Source organism: Olleya sediminilitoris (assembly GCF_016785945.1).
Taxonomy (GTDB): Bacteria; Bacteroidota; Bacteroidia; order Flavobacteriales; family Flavobacteriaceae; genus Olleya; species Olleya sediminilitoris.
This window is the reverse complement of record NZ_JAEMEF010000002.1, coordinates 318093-340461: the sequence shown is the minus strand read 5'-3', so window position 1 is coordinate 340461 and position 22369 is coordinate 318093. Positions and strand designations below refer to the sequence as shown.

General features: G+C 33.5%; 18 protein-coding genes. 2 read left to right on the top strand and 16 right to left on the bottom strand.

The features are described 5' to 3' along the window. Nucleotides 1–415 precede the first annotated feature (415 nt). A complete protein-coding gene (locus JAO71_RS03835; protein ID WP_202998993.1) occupies nt 416–1333 on the bottom strand; it encodes a hypothetical protein in 918 nt (305 codons plus the stop codon). Nucleotides 1334–1970: 637 nt separating this feature from the next. On the opposite strand from JAO71_RS03835, the gene JAO71_RS15910 reads away from it, so the two are divergent. Continuing rightward, nucleotides 1971–2096: a hypothetical protein gene (locus tag JAO71_RS15910; RefSeq protein WP_262895868.1), complete on the top strand. Its 126-nt coding sequence runs from the start codon at nt 1971–1973 to the stop codon at nt 2094–2096. A 556-nt stretch (nt 2097–2652) separates the two neighbouring features. On the opposite strand, the gene JAO71_RS03830 is transcribed toward JAO71_RS15910, so the two are convergent. Genes JAO71_RS03830 through JAO71_RS03785 form a run of 10 tightly spaced genes read right to left on the bottom strand, consistent with a single transcriptional unit; the run spans nt 2653 to nt 11855 of the window. Next, the gene (locus JAO71_RS03830) at nt 2653–3366 is read right to left on the bottom strand and encodes a PASTA domain-containing protein (RefSeq protein WP_202998991.1); all 714 of its coding nucleotides are present in this window, start codon (nt 3364–3366) and stop codon (nt 2653–2655) included. Next, nucleotides 3359–4966 carry a PASTA domain-containing protein gene (locus JAO71_RS03825; protein WP_202998989.1) on the bottom strand — a complete coding sequence of 536 codons (1608 nt, stop codon included), beginning with the start codon at nt 4964–4966 and terminating at the stop codon, nt 3359–3361. Before JAO71_RS03825 ends, JAO71_RS03830 begins: the two co-directional genes overlap by 8 nt. 4 nt (nt 4967–4970) lie before the next feature. Beyond that, the gene (locus JAO71_RS03820; protein WP_028290013.1) at nt 4971–5705 is read right to left on the bottom strand and encodes a hypothetical protein; all 735 of its coding nucleotides are present in this window, start codon (nt 5703–5705) and stop codon (nt 4971–4973) included. 2 nt (nt 5706–5707) lie between these two features. Then, complete coding sequence (locus JAO71_RS03815; RefSeq protein WP_202998981.1) at nt 5708–6841, bottom strand: hypothetical protein; 1134 nt, start codon at nt 6839–6841, stop codon at nt 5708–5710. 21 nt (nt 6842–6862) lie between these two features. Further along, entirely contained in the window at nt 6863–7369 is a 507-nt protein-coding gene (locus JAO71_RS03810) for a hypothetical protein (protein ID WP_202998979.1), read from the bottom strand. Between the two features lie 26 nt (nt 7370–7395). Beyond that, nucleotides 7396–8169: a hypothetical protein gene (locus JAO71_RS03805; RefSeq protein ID WP_116822814.1), complete on the bottom strand. Its 774-nt coding sequence runs from the start codon at nt 8167–8169 to the stop codon at nt 7396–7398. Nucleotides 8170–8213: 44 nt separating this feature from the next. After that, a complete protein-coding gene (locus JAO71_RS03800; RefSeq protein ID WP_028290010.1) occupies nt 8214–8663 on the bottom strand; it encodes a hypothetical protein in 450 nt (149 codons plus the stop codon). Nucleotides 8664–8665: 2 nt separating this feature from the next. Further along, entirely contained in the window at nt 8666–10240 is a 1575-nt protein-coding gene (locus JAO71_RS03795) for an OmpA family protein (protein WP_202998977.1), read from the bottom strand. Nucleotides 10241–10251: 11 nt separating this feature from the next. Next, nucleotides 10252–10803, bottom strand: a complete 552-nt coding sequence (locus JAO71_RS03790; protein ID WP_116822816.1) for a tetratricopeptide repeat protein — start codon at nt 10801–10803, stop codon at nt 10252–10254. A gap of 5 nt (nt 10804–10808) precedes the next feature. Next, nucleotides 10809–11855, bottom strand: coding sequence for a hypothetical protein (locus tag JAO71_RS03785; protein ID WP_202998975.1), 1047 nt, complete (start codon nt 11853–11855; stop codon nt 10809–10811). A gap of 524 nt (nt 11856–12379) precedes the next feature. Between JAO71_RS03785 and JAO71_RS03780 the strand changes: the two genes are divergently transcribed. Beyond that, nucleotides 12380–13648 (top strand): tetratricopeptide repeat protein, encoded by a 1269-nt coding sequence (locus tag JAO71_RS03780; RefSeq protein WP_116822818.1) that lies wholly within the window; start codon nt 12380–12382, stop codon nt 13646–13648. A gap of 123 nt (nt 13649–13771) precedes the next feature. On the opposite strand, the gene JAO71_RS03775 is transcribed toward JAO71_RS03780, so the two are convergent. From JAO71_RS03775 to JAO71_RS03755, 5 genes are all read right to left on the bottom strand, one after another. Beyond that, nucleotides 13772–17011: an AsmA-like C-terminal region-containing protein gene (locus tag JAO71_RS03775; protein WP_202998973.1), complete on the bottom strand. Its 3240-nt coding sequence runs from the start codon at nt 17009–17011 to the stop codon at nt 13772–13774. A 207-nt stretch (nt 17012–17218) separates the two neighbouring features. Then, nucleotides 17219–17683 carry a hypothetical protein gene (locus tag JAO71_RS03770; RefSeq protein WP_028290004.1) on the bottom strand — a complete coding sequence of 155 codons (465 nt, stop codon included), beginning with the start codon at nt 17681–17683 and terminating at the stop codon, nt 17219–17221. Between the two features lie 24 nt (nt 17684–17707). After that, nucleotides 17708–19240, bottom strand: a complete 1533-nt coding sequence (locus JAO71_RS03765; RefSeq protein WP_202998971.1) for a hypothetical protein — start codon at nt 19238–19240, stop codon at nt 17708–17710. A gap of 190 nt (nt 19241–19430) precedes the next feature. Continuing rightward, nucleotides 19431–21119, bottom strand: coding sequence for a tyrosinase family protein (locus JAO71_RS03760; RefSeq protein ID WP_202998969.1), 1689 nt, complete (start codon nt 21117–21119; stop codon nt 19431–19433). A gap of 381 nt (nt 21120–21500) precedes the next feature. Then, nucleotides 21501–22253, bottom strand: a complete 753-nt coding sequence (locus JAO71_RS03755; protein WP_202998967.1) for a hypothetical protein — start codon at nt 22251–22253, stop codon at nt 21501–21503. Nucleotides 22254–22369: the final 116 nt, after the last annotated feature.

Here is a 22369-nt window from a genome sequence, read left to right as displayed (position 1 = left end):
CACTTACAAATACGGTATTCTTTAATAACAAAAAAATCAATAAAAATAAATCCATTCTAAAATTTTTCCTAAATCGTCGTATAAAAAGTGTTTCATTAACATCATAAAAGAAACTTTTTGAAATAAATTTTTTAAAGAAACTGTAATAAAAACTTTTACTTTTAACCAAAGCTCAACTTACATAAAGCATAACCTTATAGTTCAAAAATATGATAATTTATGTATGGTAATTTTTTAAGCTTTTTAGACATAATATCAGATATATTGCTTTATTGTTAGATAATATTTTTAATTCCCCTAAGGATAATTAAAACAAAATAGTCATAAATTATGTTTATTTATTTCGCCTATTACTTAGTCATATAAAAAAAGCAGGCATATTTATGCCTGCTTTTAAAATAATATATTCAGTAAATTAACCTACTTGTGCATAACCATTCTCGTATACTATTTCGGCAATTTCATCATCGGCTAATACTCTTAATCTACCCTTTAAATGATTAGTTTTATAATCTACCAATAACTTTCCGAATTTTATTGACCAATTCGAAAGGGATTCTTTGGAAAGAGGATATTTAGACTTTATATCTCTAATAAGAATTTTACCTTCTTTACCTGAGGCACTAACATCTTTTAGCATTTGAGTATCATTACTAATAAACTGTCTTATTGCATATCTATAAAAACAATTAATATTTTTGCCTGCTGAATTTTGAAGTCTAACAATATTTTTAGGTATAAAAATTATAGGTTTACCAAAATATTCAGGAAGTTCTACAGATTTATTTACCCATTTTGATGTAGTTAAATCAAATACATCCTTTTGATAAACTTTCTTCATTGGTATTTTATGAAGTTTGCATTGTTCTTGGGTATATTCTATCAAAACTGATTTGATAATTTTTGTTGTCATATCAGAAATTCTATCGGAACTAATGTCTTCAAAAAACAATTCTATATCTGAAAAATGACTTAAAACACCTGTTTTAACTGCTATATTGTTGTAGATTGTTTGAGCAATTTTCTGTCTCAATTTGTAACCAACGGAATTTCCATAGTGCTTACTAAACGCAAAACCTAATCTTGTTTCGTTTGGTTCACTTAAACCTGATAGCAGGTAGTCTGCTTGATCAAATGATTTTGATTTCACATTTTTTATTAAATCACCCCAAAAAACTTCTAGATGTTTATTCATTTTTTTTGCCAATGGCGTTTGTAAATTCTCAATTAATCTTGGATCTACAAATAAAAGGTTGTCTGTATTTAACCTTACGTCAACAAAATCTAAATTTGATTGTTGACATCCTAAATTATAATAATTTGAAATATTCATATCGTATTTTTTATTTTTAGTGTGTTAATAATTTGTATTAACATAATATTACTATAAGGCTATATGCCTTAACTATTTAAGTCTTCTAATAAATTTTAATTCTCTACGATATTACTTTTTTTATTTTTTTATTTTTTTTAACATTGTTATTAACAATTTATTTTTACATTTGCACCCAGATAACGTCGAAACTATCTAAAATAAATAAACTTTTAAAACGCATAAATGCTAATTAATTAAGGGCGTAAACCTCAAAAATTAGTTTGATTTATTTGTTTTAGTTGTAATGAACAATAATTTATTTTAATATCAAAATTTATGCCAAATGTGCTTATTAAGACATTATGGCATTTTTTATGTCTTTTAGTTAATTTATATACTGACAAATAGTTAAAATTAACCTGATTGTCATTAAAATTGCATTTTGACATAAACTTACTACTCATCGCTCATTTAATTAGTGAATCATACTAATTAATTTTATAGCTTAAATTTAAAAAATAAAATTTTAAGTATTTGTTACATATTTTTGATATTATCCAAATATGCAATTTCACATTTTATTAATTCGAATTCAAAACTTCTTAGAAGTAATCAAATTGTAATATTTGAAAAAGACTTTTATTTTCAAACAAGAATGGAAACTTTAAATGATAAGAAAACAAGAAAAGATGCATCATTTGAAAAGGACTATTTATCTGGTAAATATGATGGTATACCTATAAAATTAGAGGTAAACAGCCAGCTAAATTTATTTGAGTAATAATTGCACAGAAATTCCACTAATCTACTTTAGTCGCTTTACCCTAAAAATGTTTAACCAACATCGCTGAAAAAACATTCAAAAAACAAACCAACCATTCACCGACACACCATACTAAAAACTAGTGTTGTGAAGTCGCAATACCCTAATAACGAAATATATACAAACATTATTATAGCCTTAAATGCTAAATAATGTTAAAAAAAGCAAATAGTAGTAATTTTAAGCAACGGATACTCCATAGATACTTCATGGATACTCCATAGATACTCCATAGTAAAGCCATAGATAGTTCATGGTAATGCACCAGAGTGCACCACAATAATTAAAAAACAGAAAATGTTCTCTCCGCTTCCCTCCTACAATATCCCTAAAAAAACACGCCTATAATAGCAACTAATCACATAAAATAAACAGAAAATACCATATAACGCTAATGTATATGTAGCGCAAAATAAAGCCCGAAATGCTGTATATAATTTCGGGCTGTTAAAACTAAAATGTAAGGGTCTAAGTGGTATCTAGTAAATAAAATGAATCACCTACTGTTAACGCATCAATCAAGTTCTGGTAGTTGTAAGCTAAGTTCAATAATAGTGTCAACTTCAATAATAGTATGGGCTACAATATTTTGGTCGGTAATAGTTAAAATAGTACTAGGATTAGCCTCTAAAAGTGTGTTAGAGGCATCGTCTAATGTATGATTTAATCCTACAGACGCCATAAGTCCTCTGGTAGCGTCATCATAAGGTCTACCAACTAAATCTGGCATAATGCGCTTTTCTGCAACACCACTTGGTGCTGGTACCGGAACAATTTTAAACTTTAAAGTAGCTGCTGCATTAGCATTTAGATTGTATTGGTTAACATTATTAGCATTTAAAGGGGTCACATTGGCTCTGTATTTGGCAGTCTTATAAGAAGTCGATAATGGTAAACTCTGACTGTTGGATAAATCCATGTTTAAAGAGACCTTCGCTTCTACTTCTGTTTCTGGTATCACATAAAACGTAGGTTGATAACCTATACTTCTAATCAATTCCAACAAACGTTGGTTGTCGTTACCTACAGCTGTCTCAGCATCCGTAGTCGTATCGGTTGCTGCACTAGCTTCTGCTTGCTCATCTATCGTATAAAGCGCTAAGGTTTGTTGTAAAGAGCCCTCGTCTAAAGCTGACTGTGCCTCGCCTACGCCTCGACCTATAGAGGCTATTAATTCGCCTAATGGACCTGATAATATGTCACTAAATTGTTGGATCGGATTACTCATTTTTACTAAATATTACGGTGATTAATTGATTATTCTGAATCGTACTGTTTACTGCTGGACTCTGCTTAAAAGATTCTCCTGATGGTACAGTACTCTGCTTTTGGTAAACAGGATTCAATCGCAAACCTTGATTGCTTAAAATACGTCTTACAGCGGTTTCTGTAAAACCAATCAAATTAGGTAACTTACCAGGTTCGCTAACGGCTCTTGGGGCACTTTCTATATCCAAGACCACTTCACTAATAGAGTTTCCATTAATCTCCTTAGCGGTTTCATGGTTTAAAAACTGCAAATTGACGCCATCTTGATCTCGATTAACTAACGACTTAATTTTTAACTGAATATTAGACAGCTTATAGTCACTGTTATTTAGGTTGTCTGCTAATTGTATCTCATTAACTATGTTGGTATACACACCACTAACTGGCATTGGTCGTAAATCAAAAGCGACTTCCTTACTTAGTTCGTCTATTTTTAATTGTAACTGTGCAACCTCTTCTGTTTTGTTGCCTAAGTGCTCTACAGCTGTATTGTATTTGGTGTTTAGCGCATCTAACGCTGCGTTGGCTTCCAAGCGTTCCTTGTCAGATTGTGCTTTTTCCGCACTACAGGTCTCTAATTGTTCTAAACAATCTTGTTGTTCTTTTTGTAGCTGTGCATAGGCCTCTTGTAAAGCGGTATACCCTTTTGCACAATGCTCAAGCGCTTGTATACTCTCGGTGTAATTTCCGTTTAAAGCAGCATACTCCTTTTGTGACGCTTCGTACAGTCCTTCAAAAGGCGTTAAACGTTCTATATCTTGTTTAGCTTCATTTAAAGAAGTGGTAAGGGATTCATTTTGTGTCTGTAATTTAGTATTTTTTTCATGTAAGGCTTCTAGTGCTTGTTGCGCGTCATTTAATGCGGCTTGCAAAGCTTCTTTTTCCTCTTGGCAATCCTTAGCATCAGTCGCTAAACTTTTAAAATTAGCTTCTAAATCAGTATGTGCTTGACTTAAATCGGTATGGGTTTTAGTTGCTGTTTTTAACGTATTAGCAACCTCAGTATATTGTTTTTGCTTTGCAGTTAACTGAGTCTTAGTTTTGGCTAAACTAGCTTCTAACGTCTTGGTTTTAGTAAGACATTGTTGTAAAGATTTATCAAGTAGTTGGTTGTCATACGCAAACGAGTATGGCGAAGTCACCACAATAAAGTCTGTAAAGCCTTGTTGTTCTTTTAATATAGCCTCTGGTAACAAATAAGCAGTACCAAAATCAAAATGCAAAACACTTTGTTCTTCATCAAAATGAAAAGCATATAAGGACGTTAAAACCTGAAATTGATCTAATGTATAAAGGGTTTTCTGTGCAATAATACGCAGCTCTGGGATTTGATTGTTTTTTAAAATCTTAAAAAAAGACAATAAGGCTTTGGCTCTAGACTTAGTCGTTTCTTCTATACTTAAAACCCCTTTAACAATATCGGCAACATATATAGAAATCCAGGCATTGGTAGTAACCTCATAATACTGAATAAATATAGGTAGTTTGGCTTTAGGCTTATTCTTTTCATCATATAATGAAAAATCAATGCGTATGTGTTTTAGTTTACTGAGTGGCATAATATTATGTGTTGCTAATAGCTACAGAGGTAAAAATAGTTCCGCTGTTGGCTACAAAAATTATCGTTTTGTTGACATCGCCTGAGGCAATGGTTATGTTGGTTTCATAAACGCCAGCACCATTTGTAAATCCTTCTTTTGATGGCGAAAATGAAGGTGGTGTAATACTGGTCGCAGTATCATTTAATGCTAATGAAGTCGCTTCGTCAAAATTGATCTCTACCTTTTGTCCAACAACAGGTTCATTGGTGGCATAAGTTAACGTGACTTTTAAGGTGTAGGCTGTAGCCGAAATTTGCTCAGCAGACATCACAATAAAGACCTGCGGAACGCCTTCATTGGGCATTACAGCAACAAACCGTCCCGAAATGGTACTGGTAATTTTATTGGAAGCACTGTCGTTACTGGTTTTGTTTTGTGTCGTAGTCGGTAGTTTATAGACTAAGGCTTGATGACTTTGTTGCGTCATCACATTGCTTTTTGTAAATGCAGTAGTTTTTGCTAGTTCTGGTGTAGCAAGACGTGCATTAGATGGGGTTGTAGACTCGGTTTCACTAGCAACTTCACTAATCACCTCTAAAGAGAAATCCAAGTATGGTAATTGGTATAAGGTATTTGGTCGTCCATACTCGTCATAAGGTGACATATTTCTCAACTGGTGTTGTGCCACATTAAGACTATCAGCTATGGATAGTAAAATGTCATGTAATGCTAAAGAGCTATTATTTGCTTGACTCATAATTATGCGTATTTGTCTTTTTTACGTTTTTGACGTGCTTCTTTTCGTTCTTCACGTTGTTGTTCTCGTTTTTGCGCTTGTTTCTTCTCGTCTCTTGATTTAATCTGTCTTTGTCTTCTGTCCTCTTCTCGTTTCGCTTCGGCTTGTTTGTCTTGTTGGCGTTGGGCTTTAGACTCTTCCTGCTTAGCCTCTTTTTGCTTCTGATTAGTTAACGAAGATTTAGTCGCCTTCGCTTTGGCTTTTAGTTTCGCTTTTAATTGTTCTTGTTTCTGCTCAAAAGCATCTTTCTCTTGTTGTGCTAATGCTTTAAAATCGTTTTCAAAGGACTTAAAGTCATTACTCCCCTCCTTGGGTATCACGTCAAAAGAATCTACTAAAGATTGTTTTTGAAAGTCATCCCATTTTTTCTCAGACTTAGCCTTTAGCTTTTTAGCTTCCCGCTGTTGATCTCTTAATTGTTCCCATCGGTCTTTTATTGTTTTTGCTTTCGGTTTTGGTTGGCTTTTTTTAGTGGCTTTTCTAACTACCGAATCTTTTAGTTTAGATAGAATGGGTGCTTTGGGTCTATCTCTGTTTTCTTCCCAATTAGCTTTAGGTTGGTCTCGATGTTCTGACCAATTGTCTTTGGGTGTATCTCTTTGCTCTGACCATAAATCTTTGGGTTTTTTTAGGACTTTAGCTTTAAAAGTCTCACGTTGTTTCTCCCATCTGGCTTCAAAATCATCGCTCTTTATGGCTTTCTTAAAAGCCTTAGCGCGTTCTACTTGCTTTTTGGCGGTAATAACTTTTAATTTCAGAGCGTTCCTTTGCTTTTCCCAATGTTTAAACTCTAGCTTTTTGGCAGCAATTTTGTCTTCTAATTGTCGTTTGGTTTCAAACCGCTTTTGGTCTTGTTCTCGTTTGGTTTTAAAGGAGTCAATGGGCTGTTCAAAATGGCTATTAGCTGGTGTGTCTGTAACATCAGATTCACCACTTAACGTTTTCATCTGTTGCTCCAAAGCTTCACGCTCGGTAATTAAGCTTTTAAGCGTATCATCAATGTGTACTAAATCTTCAAGGGACGCCTTTAAATCTAATGCTGGATCAGTCGCTTGATCTGGTGCTTTGGGCAATAATGTTTTCCAATTTTTAGCCATAAAATAGTGTAACGATTAGGGTTAACTTCCAGAGTCTTCTTTTAATAAAGCTTGTAAACGACTTTCAAATATAACCGGAACAGGCACAGTAACTAGCTTGGTTCTAAGCTCTGAGCTTCCGCTGGCTTCAAATTGGTATTTTTGAGAATAGCTAGCGTTAACTGCTGCAGACACATTAGTAAAACCTGTACTATAGCGTGCTTTAACTTCTGCCGAAAGACTTAAATCTCGGTCTTCTTGAAAACGCATGTCCATCTTTATAGAAATATAAGATTCCACAAACTGATAAAAAGTGGGTGTAAAACCTAAAGCTAATAAGCTTACACCCGACTCTCCATCTTTTAATACGATTAAGGCGGTGTCATCTTTCTCCATTTCACCATCCGCATTAAGCTTGTGACCACTCATCATTTGCGCAATACGAATAGATACTCTGTCTAAGGCATATTGTGCCTCAGCAATACCAACTCCCAAATTTTTAATCATCTGCGGAAATGGCACGTTTAATAATTCTTTACCTATGTTCATAAGATCGTATTTAATTTATGTATTGTTTACTGTGGTGGTGTTTCTGTAAATTCTTCGTCCATCATCTTTCTAATTCTTTCTTCCAACACTGCTGGTGGCGGAATAGGAACTAGTTTGGTTCTCAATAGACTACTTCCTTCTGCAGAGTAACTGTATTTTTGAGAGTAGCTAGCATTAACCTGAGAGGTACTAACAGTACTTTTACTTGCATTAGGACTACCAAAAAACTTAGCGACTCCTCCACCAACACCGCGACTACTTTTATTAGTGGTTGATCGATTAATATCAACCGTTGAAGAACCTTCTTGGGTATACTTAATAGCTATTTTTACTTCTATAATAGAATCTACAAATTGATAAAAGGTTGGTGTAAACCCTAACTCCATCATAGATAGTCTTCTAGGCACATTAATCTCTACTGATGACCCTGTTCCTGCTGTTGTAAGGGTATAAACACCATCAGCTTCTGTTGCTAATGCTCCAGAAGAAGCGCCTACTTTTAAGTCTTCTACTAATTTGTTTTGCTCATAGACTGAGGCTTCTCCACTATTTAAATAGGTAACAGCTTGTGTAGATGTAAACTTTTGTTGGCCAAAAAAGACACGACTGTCTTCAAAGGTCACATTACCCTCATCATCTGTAATGGTTTTAAGTCCTCCCATCATTTCTGCTACGTCTATAGAGTTGGCATCTAATGCCATTTGTCCTTCGGCTATAGCCATAGCCATTTGCTGAATCATGCTGCCCATCGGCACATCTAGTAATTCCTGTCCAATTCTTGGTTTGTTACGTAAATTCATCTTTTAATGTTTAATTGTTATTTATGTGTATTGTATGACTGTGTTTATAATTCTGGTTTGATAGTTTTTAACTTTTCTAATAGGTTTTCTGGTGGTGGTAGCGACACCATTCTAGCTGCAATACTAGAAGAGCCACTGGCTGACTGATCAAACTTACGACTGTAGGACGCACTTACTGATGCGGCTACTATACCAAAATCAGCTTCCACACTGGCACCTACTGAAAAAGCTTCTGATTCTGCCATAGAAAATTCCATTTTCATTTCAAAACTAGCTTCAGTAAAGGCATAAAAAGTGGGTACAAATCCTAGTAATAATAAATTGGTCGTTTCTCCATTAATCTCAACACCTTTTTCTGCAAGTGCCTTTAGCGTTTTAATAGAGTTCTCATCTAAGGCAGCTTGTGCATTGGCAACAGATATACCCATTTGCTCTATCATTTGATGTAAAGGCGCATTGGTTATTGAATTTGTTATAGTGGCTATAGCTCCCATAATTATTCAGTTAGAGAGTCTACGTACTTTAAAAATCCATCTGGTGGTGGTAACGCAACCATACGTGCCGACATTGACGAATTACCCTCTACAGACATTTCAAATTGCTTAGACATGCGTAAATCAACATTCAATCCTAAAGCAACAGTTTGATCTGATTTAGAATTACCACTATTATCAGATAATAATTGACTAGTGCTTTCACTTTGTGCTATTTTCACTTCGTCTACTGAGCCTTCTTCCTCTTCTTTTGAAATATTAATAGATTCACTTGTTTTAGAATAAGCAGAAAACTCTATCTGAGTCTCTTTATCTAGGTAATAGTCAATACCATGTCTTTCTTCTGTCCAATAGTCGCTTATATCTTCTGCTGATGATGAGATTTCAAGACTACTATTAGAATTTGTGATAAAGTAATTAGCTCCAGTATCAGGAGTAGCTCCATTTAACTCAGAACTAAAATAAATATAATCTGCTCCAGAAGTAATGGCGATGCTTACTTTTCTAAACACCTCATTTTTAGTGTCATCAGGACCACTATTGGCTCTAGCTAAAGTTTCCCCTTTCGGTTCAATCTGTATTTGTGTGGCTCTAGCACCTTGGGCTACTAGATAATCACGCATGGCTTCACACCTGTCTTTAGATAAATTTATATTGTAGGCATCTGCACCACTACTATCGGTATAGCCTTTAATAACAATACTTGCAGTATCATCTTCTCTTAAAATAGAAGCCAATGCCTCAAACTCTGCGTCTTTTCCTGCATTGTCTATTGTACCTTCTGCATAATTAAAATTGAGGATGCGTTTATCAAATCCAAAATGGAATTCTAAATCCTTAGGACTTACTGTAGAACCATAAATTAGCTGTCCTGAAAAACCGTAGACTCCACCAGAAGTTGAAAATGTAGTAGAAAGATCAGTATCTAAAGTAAGTACAGTTGTTCCGTCATTAATGACAGTAACATCTAAATAGTCTGTAATCTTTAGTATTGTAAAATCTGTAGACGGTGTATAGCGAGTAACAAATTGTTGTAATACCGAATAGTTTAAGCGTTCTACATCTTGTGACTGGATAATTTTAGAATGAAACTCATCTATTCTAGAAACAATACCTATACTTTCATCTAGTTTATAATGATTGTCATTTATAACAATAGCATTCTTGGTACTGCTTTTCATTAAAAACTTTCGTGATGATTTAAAACTACTCTTTTCAGAATTAAATGCTTTCTCTTTTTCAACGTTTTTATAATTGTCTTTTCCTTGTTTTCCAGAGTTATAAGTGGCGTCCACTTGTACAGATAGCGCAAACTCGTCTTTCATTTTCATTTTTAAATGAATGTTAGCGCTAATATCTGCATAGGTAAAACTATAGAATGCTGGTGCAAAACCCAGTTCTAATAGCGATTTATCGCCTAATGTGGTATTGGCTAGTTTTGTGATTTGAGCGATAGAATTATCATCTAACTTCTTTTGGGCATCTGCTATACCCATAGCTAAGGAAGTGAAAATATCACTAACATCTACTTGTTGTAGTACTGCTGCTCCTTCTTGAATTTTTGTTACGTTTGACATATGTTTTTTAATTATAATGGATTGATCATTTCTGGTAATTCTATTGCTATTTTAGAGTTTATAGTGTCTTTTCTAACAATATAATAGTGATGCTTTTTATTAAGGCCTTCTATTTGTTGCTGACTAATAGTATAGCCTCTTTTACACCAATTATGTAGTTCTTGAGCCAAAGGGATTTTACTAGGCTTCTGGATGGCTATTGCTTTTTCAAATGCAGTTATAGCATCTTCTTTATCGTTGAGGTATAAATACTGTATGCCTTTACGTTCCCATAAGGACGCTAAATACTTCATAAAAACAGGATGCGCTTGTAAGTCCTCTTTGGACTCCATAAAGGCAATGCATTTATCACAAAATGTAATCACCTCTAGGTAGGATTTCATCTGTTCCAAGCTTTCCATTGCACATTGACTGTAATGTTGAAAGAATATATCCGCTTGAGGAATCTGTTGAGACATGCGCAACGCTTCTTTATAATGCCTCAAGGCTTCTTTGTGATTACCTTGTGTGGCAAATACTTTACCTTGTTCTGCAATATTGTAATGTAAATTAGTATTGTCCATAGGGCTTAACTATAAATAGGTTCTACATCACAACCCAAGGCTTCTAATTGTTTAGATAGTAAACGATTAAGCACACTGTCTAGCTTTTCTGGAGTTTGCCATTTGGTATCTTTAATGTCTACAGTCTTAAAAAATAGATCCAATGTTTGTTCTACTTGTTCTTTCTGTGTGATATTTTGAATTTGTAACTGGTATCTATCTACTGAATTTACATGACTCTCACAGTCTAAAGCAGCTGCTGTTGTTAATTCTAAATAGGATTCTACCTTACATTTAGAAAGGCTTTCAACAATTTCAAGGGGTAAATAATCGTTTAGTCTGCCAATTAACTCTGTAGGCATACCTATCTGTTCTTTTAAGAATTGTACAGAGGCTTCATTGTTAGCATCAAAAGCATTCAGAATGATTCTATAGCGTATAAAATCTTCATTAACTAATTTTATTTTTTGAGGGTCCTGTACTTTAGTCCATAGCTTTTGTGCCTCTTTATGGGTAAGTCCCGTTATTTTATTCTGGTCTAATGTATATCCAGCATTTTGACATAATAACTTAAACTCATTAATAAAAGTTGGTGTGTAGTCTTTAACTAATATAGTATAAGTAGCCTTTAAAGGGTTACTTACTATAACTTCTGCATCTACTCTATTTTCTAGTGCTATAGCGGTATTTTTACTAACACCTCCAAGTACTACAGAGGGATCCTGAATTAACAATTCAAATGCTTCTTTGTTATTGATGCCCATAAACTCAGACAGTTGTTGTGCTATATTCTGAATGTTAAGTGGATCATCTATATAAAGGGCTAAGTCAAGTTTTTCAGCAGGACCAGGAATAGCAACATCAGCGTTCTGAACCAATACTTCTAAGCCTAACTCAGTAAGCATACCGTTTACTTTATCAGCAGTGGCTTCATCTACTTTATGTAAAAACACACTAGGTGCGTTATAAATCATTTGTGTTAATAATTGATGATTGACTTCAAATGCATCTGCTAAGATTTTAGTAATTCCGGGTTTAGCTGTTCCAATAGATTGAATAAGGATTGTTTTCATAGAATAGAGTTATATTTTAATCATTTGTTTTATAAGTTTTAGTATGTCAAAAAGGGATACTTATCTTCATCTAAAACCATCTTGATTTACAGATTATAAAGTTCATTTTTAATTAGTTAAAAACCATTAGGTGTCTAACCTTTTCTAATTAGGTTAATTAACCCTTTTTATTTTCTAGCGGTTTATGTGTGATTTTATAATAGGTAGTGACACACACTATATCTGTGCCTATTACTATCATTCAGGTGTAATAAAAGAGGTCCAAATTACTGGCTATGTAATAGGGTGTATATAATAATTCAGTCGTAATAAATGGATAACAGTAAGATTTTAAACAGATAATTAAATAGATAAAAAACTGGAAAGTATATTTATAATTATACTTGACTTTTAACTAGTTAATTGAATAACAATAAATAAAACAGTTCTAAATCACACGGTTTTCAGGGATAAAATGGATGTGCATTTTAAATTATATTTACACTCTAAATAAAGATTAACCAAAACATTAATAAATTCCTAAGATGAAAGAAGACATGAAATGGTTTGAAGAAATGACCCAAATACTTTTTAAGGAATATAAAACGTTGTTTGTAAGTAAAATAGTAGATTATGAAAAAGAGTCTATAAAAAAAATAGCCCTTTTAAGAAACCAATACTTAGATTATGATGATGATGATGGTGATGATTTTGTAGTTGTTGATTACATACTAGGTATCTATTCTAAAGCGCAGTTAAAAGTGCTAAAAAATAAAATAGACGAATCCGCTCCTAGTGACGTTTTAGAAAATGCTAAAGACCTTTGGGGACCTCCACTTATCAATAAAGCATGGGAAAATAACTACCAATATAGTTCGGACTTCGAGCTGTTTCAACATTGTACTGTTCTAGCAACTGTAGGTCAAAAACTGTTAACAGACGCAGACCTTAAACCCTATTTTATGAAAGGCGCTTCTGTTTATCTAAAATGTTTTGGTGATTTTAACGAGGAATGTACAATACCAATGTATAAAGGAGTTATACCAGAGTCTCCAATTCGTGAAAAAGTCATTGCAGATTTTGTAACGACAGACGAAAATAAAAAATTGTTACTATCCCTTTGGAATAAAGCAATTACAGAACCAGGTATAAGCTTTTTTAAGTCAATTGGTTTGACGCCTTTAGTCAATTACCCAAACCAAAGTGATATTAGTAAAGAACTGTTTAAAGCACGAAAAATACTATTTAGAGTGGAAGATGAAGGCGGAAGTAAAGAAGCAAGCAGTAAGGCTGCTATAGCTAGTTTAGAGCCCTATTTAGAAGCTATTATACCCTTTAAAGGAAGAAAAACTAAAAAAATAAAAGAGGCAATTCAAGAACATGAAAGTGCTTGCAATCATTTAGGCTCATGGTATGGCAGATTAAAGGACTATGACAATGCAGAGAAATGGTGGAGACGTTGTTACCAAATCTTGCCTACACAGACGGGAACACTAAATCTATGTTTAGTCTATAAAAATGATAAACCAAATTATCCAGAGTTTTTAAAAATCACTGAGCATTTAACGTCTATCTACAACAAATTATCTTCATATAGTCAACTGTATGCTTGGGAATACTTAGCAACAGCTTACGTAGTAAATGGAGAGATAAACAAAGCATGTAATACCTTTACAACACTAATTAAAGAGAATCCCGAAGAAGATATAGCGTATTACAAAACACAAGCAAATAAAGCATTAGATATATTGTTTGAACAAAATGGAACAGATGAAAAACTTAAAAACAAATTACTAAGTGTATTTGAGGCATAACATATATTAATAAGCTTAAACCTTCTCATTATAATTATTATACTGAGAAGGTATTAATAACTTGTATCTCAATTAAGATTTCAAATATAGTTTGTCATTCTATCGACATTTAATTAGTTAAAGTCATTCCGTTTCAGTTTTTTTCGCCTTCTTCATGGATACCTTAAAATCATCCATGCTACCATGTAATTTAATATTAAGGTAGCGTACTTTTTTGTTAGGATCAAGTTCTATAATATCTTCCTCCTCCATGTCTTCTGTATTACCGTTATCATTTTTTCTAGCAAATAATTTATAACGTGCGGCTTGTTTTACTGTTTTCCATGGGATTCTTACATAATATTCAATATTATGATCACTATCCTGTGTACCGGAAAACTCAAAATGTCCAAGTGTAGATTCAATAGTCATGTTAGGTATGGTTATACGTCCATTAGTAATATCTAGATGATTCCTAAGGGTATCAAATTTTATATTTCTAAGGTTTTTATCACCCATATAATCCGATAACATAGATATAGGGTCATAATTTTGTAATTTACCATTAAAGACCTCGACATCCATATGAATTTCTGATTGATCCAAATCTGGTACTAAATCAGGATACACCCTAATGTTTCCTGTTATATGTGAAGACACCGTACCTTTTAAATTTTCAGACACTAAATGATCTTGCCCAAAGTTTTCAAACTTAAACAGTAGTTTATCTATATCAACATGCTCTGTTACTAAATCTGGTTTCATGTAAATATGTTTTGGATCACTTCCATTAAAATAGCCTGACATTTTAAAGTTACCTCCAGCTGCATTCATAGAAAAAGTATCCACATGGATATAATGGTTTTGTGTCGTTCTAAATTGTGCATCAATATGTTGTAAGTCAATACGATGATATATAAAATGACCAACATTAACATCAAAGGTCATATCTGTAAAGGGTAATTCATACAAGTTAAATGCGTCTGCATGCACTTTAACATCTGCAGTTTCAGTATCTGTTTTAGTGGTTGTTATTGTAGTGGCTGTTGGAGCTGAAGTATTAAAATTGAAAAGCTGATCAAAATCTATATAATTTGCTTGCAAAGCAAGATAGTTGTCACGTTTCTTAATAGCTTCATCATTTCCTAGATAATAGTTAAGGTCTATTCCAAAAACTGTACGTCCTATTTTACCATTAAATTTTTCAATCACAAGATGTTCATCTTCATAATGAAAACGACCATTAAAATTTTGGAATCGTAAAGGATGCAAATGCATTTTGGTATCTAGTTTATCAAGATCTAAATCTATAGAATGTAATGCAGAGTCCTTGTAATGCATACTAGAGTTAAGGTGTAAGACTAGTTTTTCAAACTCTTCATGACGATACTCTTTTGGGACATAATTCTCGCCTTGATAAGTAAAAACATCTTCTAATCGTAATAAATCTGAGGTTAACGTTATATCTAAATCTACATCTCCATTAAGTTGGTCTTGCATCCAAAAACCATAATTATAAACTTGTCCATTAAAATGAAAGTCTGAATCATCAATATAACCTGTAAAATCTACAATGTTCAGGTCTTTTTCGCCAATAAGAAAATCTACATGAAAATCATGCAATTCATGCGGATAGTGTTTAAGTTGGGCATGAAGGCTATCTATAAAAAATTCGCCTTTTGGCAAGTATTTAGATTCTGTAAAGGCTTTAGCCGAAGATTTAAAAGAAAAACCAGTACTTAAATTTTTAATCTGTTCATCTACACCTGTACTGTCTATTACAGAATATCGTGTAAGCTCTGCAATATCAAGGAGATTTGAGGTAATGTCTAAATGCGCATCTACAGGTGTATCTGTATGATGTACAACAGCAGGAAAATCAGATAAATATCCTGTGATGGATACATCAGAGTTACCTAATATCATATCAAACTGATCAAGCGTGGCTTGTTTACCTTTCATGATAAGGTGCGCATTAAGTTGTTGTAATGGTGCAGGAAGATCTGCAGAAGAGATACTTAGATTGCTAACTTTAAGCTCTGTAAAATAAGCTTGATTAAGGGTGTTAAGTGCAAGTTCTGGATGGTCTATATCAATAATATCATGAAAATTCATTTCTAAAGACACATTACCAGACGTGTTGTCTATATCTGTAAGATTAAGAAAACTAGCCATAAACTCTAGATTAAAATCTACATTTAATTGCATGTTAATTTCTGGCGCTTCAAAATTTTCAACAACAAGATTACCTAAAAACGTCCCTTTATCTAGTTTGGCAGTCATATCTGTTAAAGAGAATTTCATGGTACGTAAATGTCGGTCTTTTCCATTAGTAAAATGCCCACTAAAGCCCATATCATCAACACGTTTACCCTTATCTGTATTTTCAAGAAAAGCTTCACTAGCTCCAAAACGCACATCAAAAAAGGGCATTTGTTGGTTTAGTGTAGGACCTTTAACCATAGCATTAAAATAGATGTTTCCGGCATTACGGTAGCGTTCTAAAACAGGAATAACATCTTCTGGTGCAAAAGCAATTAGCATATCAAAATTGGGCTTGGTTCCTTTTATAGAAAGATCAAGATCTACATCATTTTTAGTATCTATAGTGCCTTCAATATTAAAATCACCGTGTTCCATTTTTAAACCTGAAGGTTTAACAGTAAGCAATCCTGTATTTTGGTTAAGTGTCAGATCGGTATGAAGCTCAAAATGCTTATGACGCACATATGTGGTATCGCCATTATCAATCAAATTCATTTCAAACTCGGTATCTATATGTGCAGATATAAAGTCCTTATTTATTTCAAACCCTCCTTTTCCTTGAGATATAAAGGTTTCTAAATCTGTATTTTCAGTTTCATCTTTTTTATGTATGTCAAGATTTTGTAATTTAATACGTTCTAGTTGGATATTGGCAAAGTCATCATTGGTTGATGTTTCTGTGTCTTCTAATGAGTCTAAAGCATTTTGAAGATTAATAGTACCATCCTTATGTACCACAATATCAAAAAAACCGTCTTCTATAATTAGCGACCTAATGGTATAGTTTCCGTTTATAATATCCCATATATTAAAACCTGTATAGATGTCTGCAACCTCAAGAATTGGAGTTACTTTAGTGTCTTTAGTTTCATAAATCTTTACATCATCGACCTTAAAAGAAATATCCGGAAAGTTGTTAAAAAGCGATAAGTGGGTGTCACCAATCGTAATTAAACCTTGGTGCTGAGTATTCAAAACAGCTATTTCATTTTGAATAATTTCATCTTGTTCTGAATAAATATATAATACAACTGCACTAAAAAATAGTAACGGTACTAAGATTATTAAAGCAATAAACCGCAACCAGAACTTTCGTTTGTTTAAAAATTTTAACCTCATACTATTATATTGGGACTATTTAGTACTAATGTATATACAAAAAGTCAGTAATATAATAAATATACGCACTAAATAACGACTTATATTTTAAATATTCTAGTAAGATTCATCCTCACAACCAAAGCTTATATATATAAGACGCCTAATCATAATGGTTTGTCAATCATTTATTTAAAAACAAATAGAAGCTATATACCTCCTCCTCCTCTAGCCCCAAAAAAAAGAAGGAAGTCTAAAAAACTTAATTAGCTTATGGTTAGTCTGCTTAGAAAAATTACTTAACAGTATTAAAAAAAGAATAATATAAAGCCAAAAGGACGCACTTAAATTAGCTATAGATGTAAGAAGCAAAATAAAAAGCCCTAAACCGTAAAACATAAGGTTTAACCATGATTTATTCAAATAATGCTTCCGCAATATTAAAAAACTACCAGTCAATAGCAATCCAATAATAACAAATCGCCAATTAGCATTATAATCAATACGCTCTAAGCCTATAAAACTAAAAAGTGACGCATAGCCTGCCCAACATAGTGGACATTTAGGAAAAAAGAATAAAAACACAACGGATATACCATTTAAAACACTAATCTTTTTACTGCCTTGACCAGGTGTTTCTTTTAAATCAGTTGCAGAGCCACAAGCGCAGGTTGTTGTTTTTAAAGGTGCCATATAAAGTACGGTTTAAAGGTGATACTATTCTTCTGCTTTAATAGTTGGTTTTGGTAACGAGGTATCCCAGTTGGCTCTTTTAAGTAACCAACTAAAGTCACCAGACAATTGCCCTCCAAATTTAGGTGCTGAGGTTGTGCTGTCATAGGACACAGCAATACCAGCACTAGAGTGGCAACCTATACAACTTTCGGTACCAAAGATGCTTAATGGTAAAGCAGTTCCTTCAGACGTCGAGTTTTCCATAAGTCCAGCAATTTGATTACCATCCTGAAAAAAAGTTTCCATAGTAATATTAGTCAGGTAAGCTATATTTGGCACTCCTCCCGACTTATTAATCACACTTTCTGGTAAATGGTATGCTGTTGCAGTACTTGTAGCAGGTTTTGCATTTTGGTTCACAGGGTATTGTGTATCAATCAATTGGTAATATTGCCATACACTACCTTGTGCCTTAAAATAATCTTGCATCTTTCTATTAATTTCTCTAACCCTAACAGGAATATCCACCATGCGCTTAGATTGCGTTTTCATGGTATCTGATGCAGCATAATAGTTATTTGTATCACCTGTTATTGTCCAATAGTCACTATGCTCAGAACTTTGGTACATATAAGTACTGTTGCCATTAGTAGCATCAACATTAACAGGACAAATTTCGCAATCAGGATCTGTCAGTGTAGGATGTATAACGGTAGTCTTACCATCGGCACCTACAATAACATTTTCATCCAAGTTGTCTATATGCTCAAAAGTAGACCATACCCATTGCTTACCGGTTGGTGTTTTCTGACTAATATGAAAACCAATCAAACCAAGACGCACTTGCTTAGGTTGCCCTGTAACTTCATCAATAATATAACCCTCATCTGTTAAATAACGGTTTTGATGCAAATCAGTTGGCTTAAAAACGCGCCATGCTAGTTTTATTTCTGTAGCACCAAGTGTGCCATTATCATAGTTTCCCTTTGGAAAATTAGCTTCAGTTTGGGTCTTAGTAAATTCTAATTGACCGTTTAAATTATACAGTTTGTTTGCTACAATGTAATCAAACTCCACTTCATTCATTAATACTTCATAAACAACAACTTCTCCATTCTGATCAAATAATTTACCTGCAAATGCCTGATCCGTTTCATCTGCTAGATTATGATGTGCTGGTTGTGTCGGAGTTCTAGTACTTAATATCACTCTAGAATCACTGTCTTTAAGCAAACTAGACGTTAATCCTAAACCGGTTTGAATTCTTGGACTACCCCAAGCTGCCGGTTGTTGTCCATCTTCCCTATATACTTGAAAAGCTTCTTTCCATCCTAACCATGCAGGTGATCCTGCGTCTGTAAACTTAGGTTTTGGGATGCCATCATCGGTCATTGGCCAATTAATAGCAATTAAAGCTTGCCAACTATAAAGGTTATACGCTTGATTTAACTGGTAAATATCACCTGCTGCTTTTAACTCGTTTTGTAATACAGGATCAACATCTACAGGTATATTAGGTGTAAAAATAACTGGTGAAGGGATGCCTTCATAATGTACCTCATTACAAGAGGACATAATCAATCCAATAAGCAATAGACAAAATAAGCGAAGGGTCGTAATCGTAAAAAGCGATTTTAAGTAAATGGTTGATTTCATAGGTAATAATATTATAAGGTTGGATTTAGGTTTCAGTTTAAAAAGGATATAATCATGTCATGTGTATGCTAATCCTTTGGCATATAATTAAGCTCTAAATAACAGGTGATTAATGTACCAGACGTATATTAATAGTAGGCTGCCCTATAGTACGAAACGGAATAACAGGTCGTTGCCCATCCGTTTGACCATTAGAGAGTTGTATTTCAACTTTTACTTTACCTTTTGCCTGTAATAGTTGTTCATGTTTAAAAACAAAATCAAAACTCACTAAGGCTTGTTTCACACAGTTTTCACAATTACCAGGATTAGTAGCTTGTAAAAAGAAACGGGTTTGCTGCAAAGCGCCATCCAAATACAAAGACACTGTAAATGAACCAGGTATTTTCAAACGATTCACATCCTTAACCCTAAGCGATACATAGGACAATTCACTTAGCGTAAAAGCATTGGATTTAGATTGTCCTTTATTAGAGACACGTTGTAAAGACAACTCCTCTGCAATATAGTCTTCAGGTTCGGTCAATGGTAAAGCTGGCTCAACATAATTAATACCCATAGCATTTAAATCAATGGTTTGGTCTACAGTAAGCCCTAAAGACGTTGTAAACGGATCCATATTATTTAATCCAATACCATCAATCCAATCGGTACTATCACCACAAGCTTGCACATTCTTTTTAAAATCAGCAACATTGGTTGTATGGTGTAGTTTTTGCCAACGCCACATTAAGCGATCCCAATTGGCATGAAATAACCAAAACACAGGTTCAAAACCAGTAACATCTTGGTTAGCAGTAGTCGCTCCGTTAATATCATGCACCATATCATGTGCATGCATTAAGGTCTCAGATCCAGACACAAATTGTCCTGTTTTATCTAATCCATTAAAAGCATTCCATGTTGGTAATTGTATGATTTTATCCAAAAACATCTTGTTAGTATTGGTCGGATCATGTGTAGCATCTCTAAAATACTTCCATTTTAGGGTATTGTAAATGGCAGCAGAATTACGGATAATACTACCATCGGCTTTTAAAGACCCATTAGTAACTTCAAATGGGTAAGCCTCTAAAAAGTCTTGCGGAAGTTGGTAAGAAGAGGTCGATCCAGAAACTTTAGGATCTGAAGCAATAAACGGAGCTTTAGAAAATAACTCTGGATAAGTATCGTCAGAAATATCCCAATACGGAAGCGTCACAGCCTCACAACCTGGTATAGTGCGTAAAGCGTTTTCAAACTGAAGGATATAAGCTCTATGCCAAGCTAAAAACGGATGGATATGATGCTCGCAATAAGTCACACCAGGATACCAATGCAGACCTCCCAAAGTATAAAAACTATTAGGATCATCCTTAGGCAAATCCATAATACCCTTAAAGGCTGTAATTAAAGTTTCTTGCTCCTGCGCTGTTAAAGTATTAACGTTTTTTCTTTGGCGTAAACTAGTATCTTCTAAAATAGCAGCTTGCTTGGTTTTAAAAGTCTCTAAATCTTCTGTATTCTTAGGACAACCATGAGTAAGCCAATTCCTAAAAGAAAATAATTTATCGTTATTCCATTTGGTTTTACCCATCGGCATAAATTTATAATACACATAATAATATATTTTAGCACTCAAGGCACTAACCTCAGTATAGCTTTTAAGGTCTATAGTTCTGGATTGTTGCTGCTCTCCATCGGCATGCATCATACAATTATAATCCTGTTCATCAAAAAAGTATTCAATCTCTTGGTCCCAAACGGGTTCAGCTATAATAGAAGTAAAATTAGGGCTGTTCAATTCTGCTTTGGTCATAATAGTGTTAGTTTAGTACAAATAAGGGGTTAACGGTCTTTAATAGATTGTTTTTAATAAGTAAAAACAATCCAAGTAAACAACAATAAGTCAGTTTTTTATTACTTGATTTATAGTTGGTTAAGTCAAATGTAGAATATAAGTAAAATATAAAACAGCGTATAAATACCCTATTTTTAGTTTAGGTAGAAATAGGTGTTTTATTAAAAAGGCTAGAGTAGATTAATAGAAACTAGTAAGCATAGCAATTAAAATTGCTTTATGGAATAAGAATGAAAGTGATATAAAAGAAAGTGTAAAATTGAACTTAGGATAGTATGAGTGGCATCAAGATAGCGTGATGCAACATGTAATTAACCCATAATTATAATCCAAAATACTTTACCACCCTCCGATTCTCTTGCGTTCTGCTTGTTGTGATTTGGTTGCTTCTGGTGTTTTTATTTTACTTGGGTATAGAGGCTTAGGAAAGCCTTCTGCTTTTCTGCGTTCAAAATCTTGTTCTCGAAAACGATCAAAAGCTTCTCCTGGTGGTAAAGGTCTATTTTTATCCATATACCAAGTGGTAAAACTCATACTTTCATAGCACTCAGCACCTCCATAACCAAAAGGATCAAAAGTTTGCCAATTATTTGGTCTAATAATTTCTAATAAAAAAGCACCCATACCATCCTCACCTCCTGTACTATAAGCAAATTCACAAGTTTCAAATGTCATAGTAATATTTTTTTGCCAAAAGAAACCTGTCATAGTAATCAGACCATCTCTACGATTCAATATTTGTTCTTTTTTAGGTTTTGTAAATAAATAAATTAAAAAAAATAAGGTTAATATAAGTGTTAGAATCATAAAAAAATAATCTGTCCCCTTTAACTTTTCATCTGAAGGCCATACAAAAACTAAAAAAAAAGCAAATGAAACTAAAGCATATAATACTGGACCAAAAGTGCCTTTTGTAGGATAATGAATAAAATTATTATCCATATAATAGTTTAAAAACCAGTGATATTTAGAATCAACTGAATTTCTTGGCTTTACATATATTTTCTTCTCTACGCGATGGTAATATTTCTTTAGTTTATCAGGATTTTTGTAACTCCAATGCGTAATAGGCCTTGTAAAATCTTTTACCATGGTTCATCTGTTTTTAAATTGGTTAAAGTATCTACCACCACGTCTTCACCTTGTTTTAAACAGGCTTTATATGATCCTACCTTTTAGAATTGTACTCTTAGTTTAGTGTCCAAAAG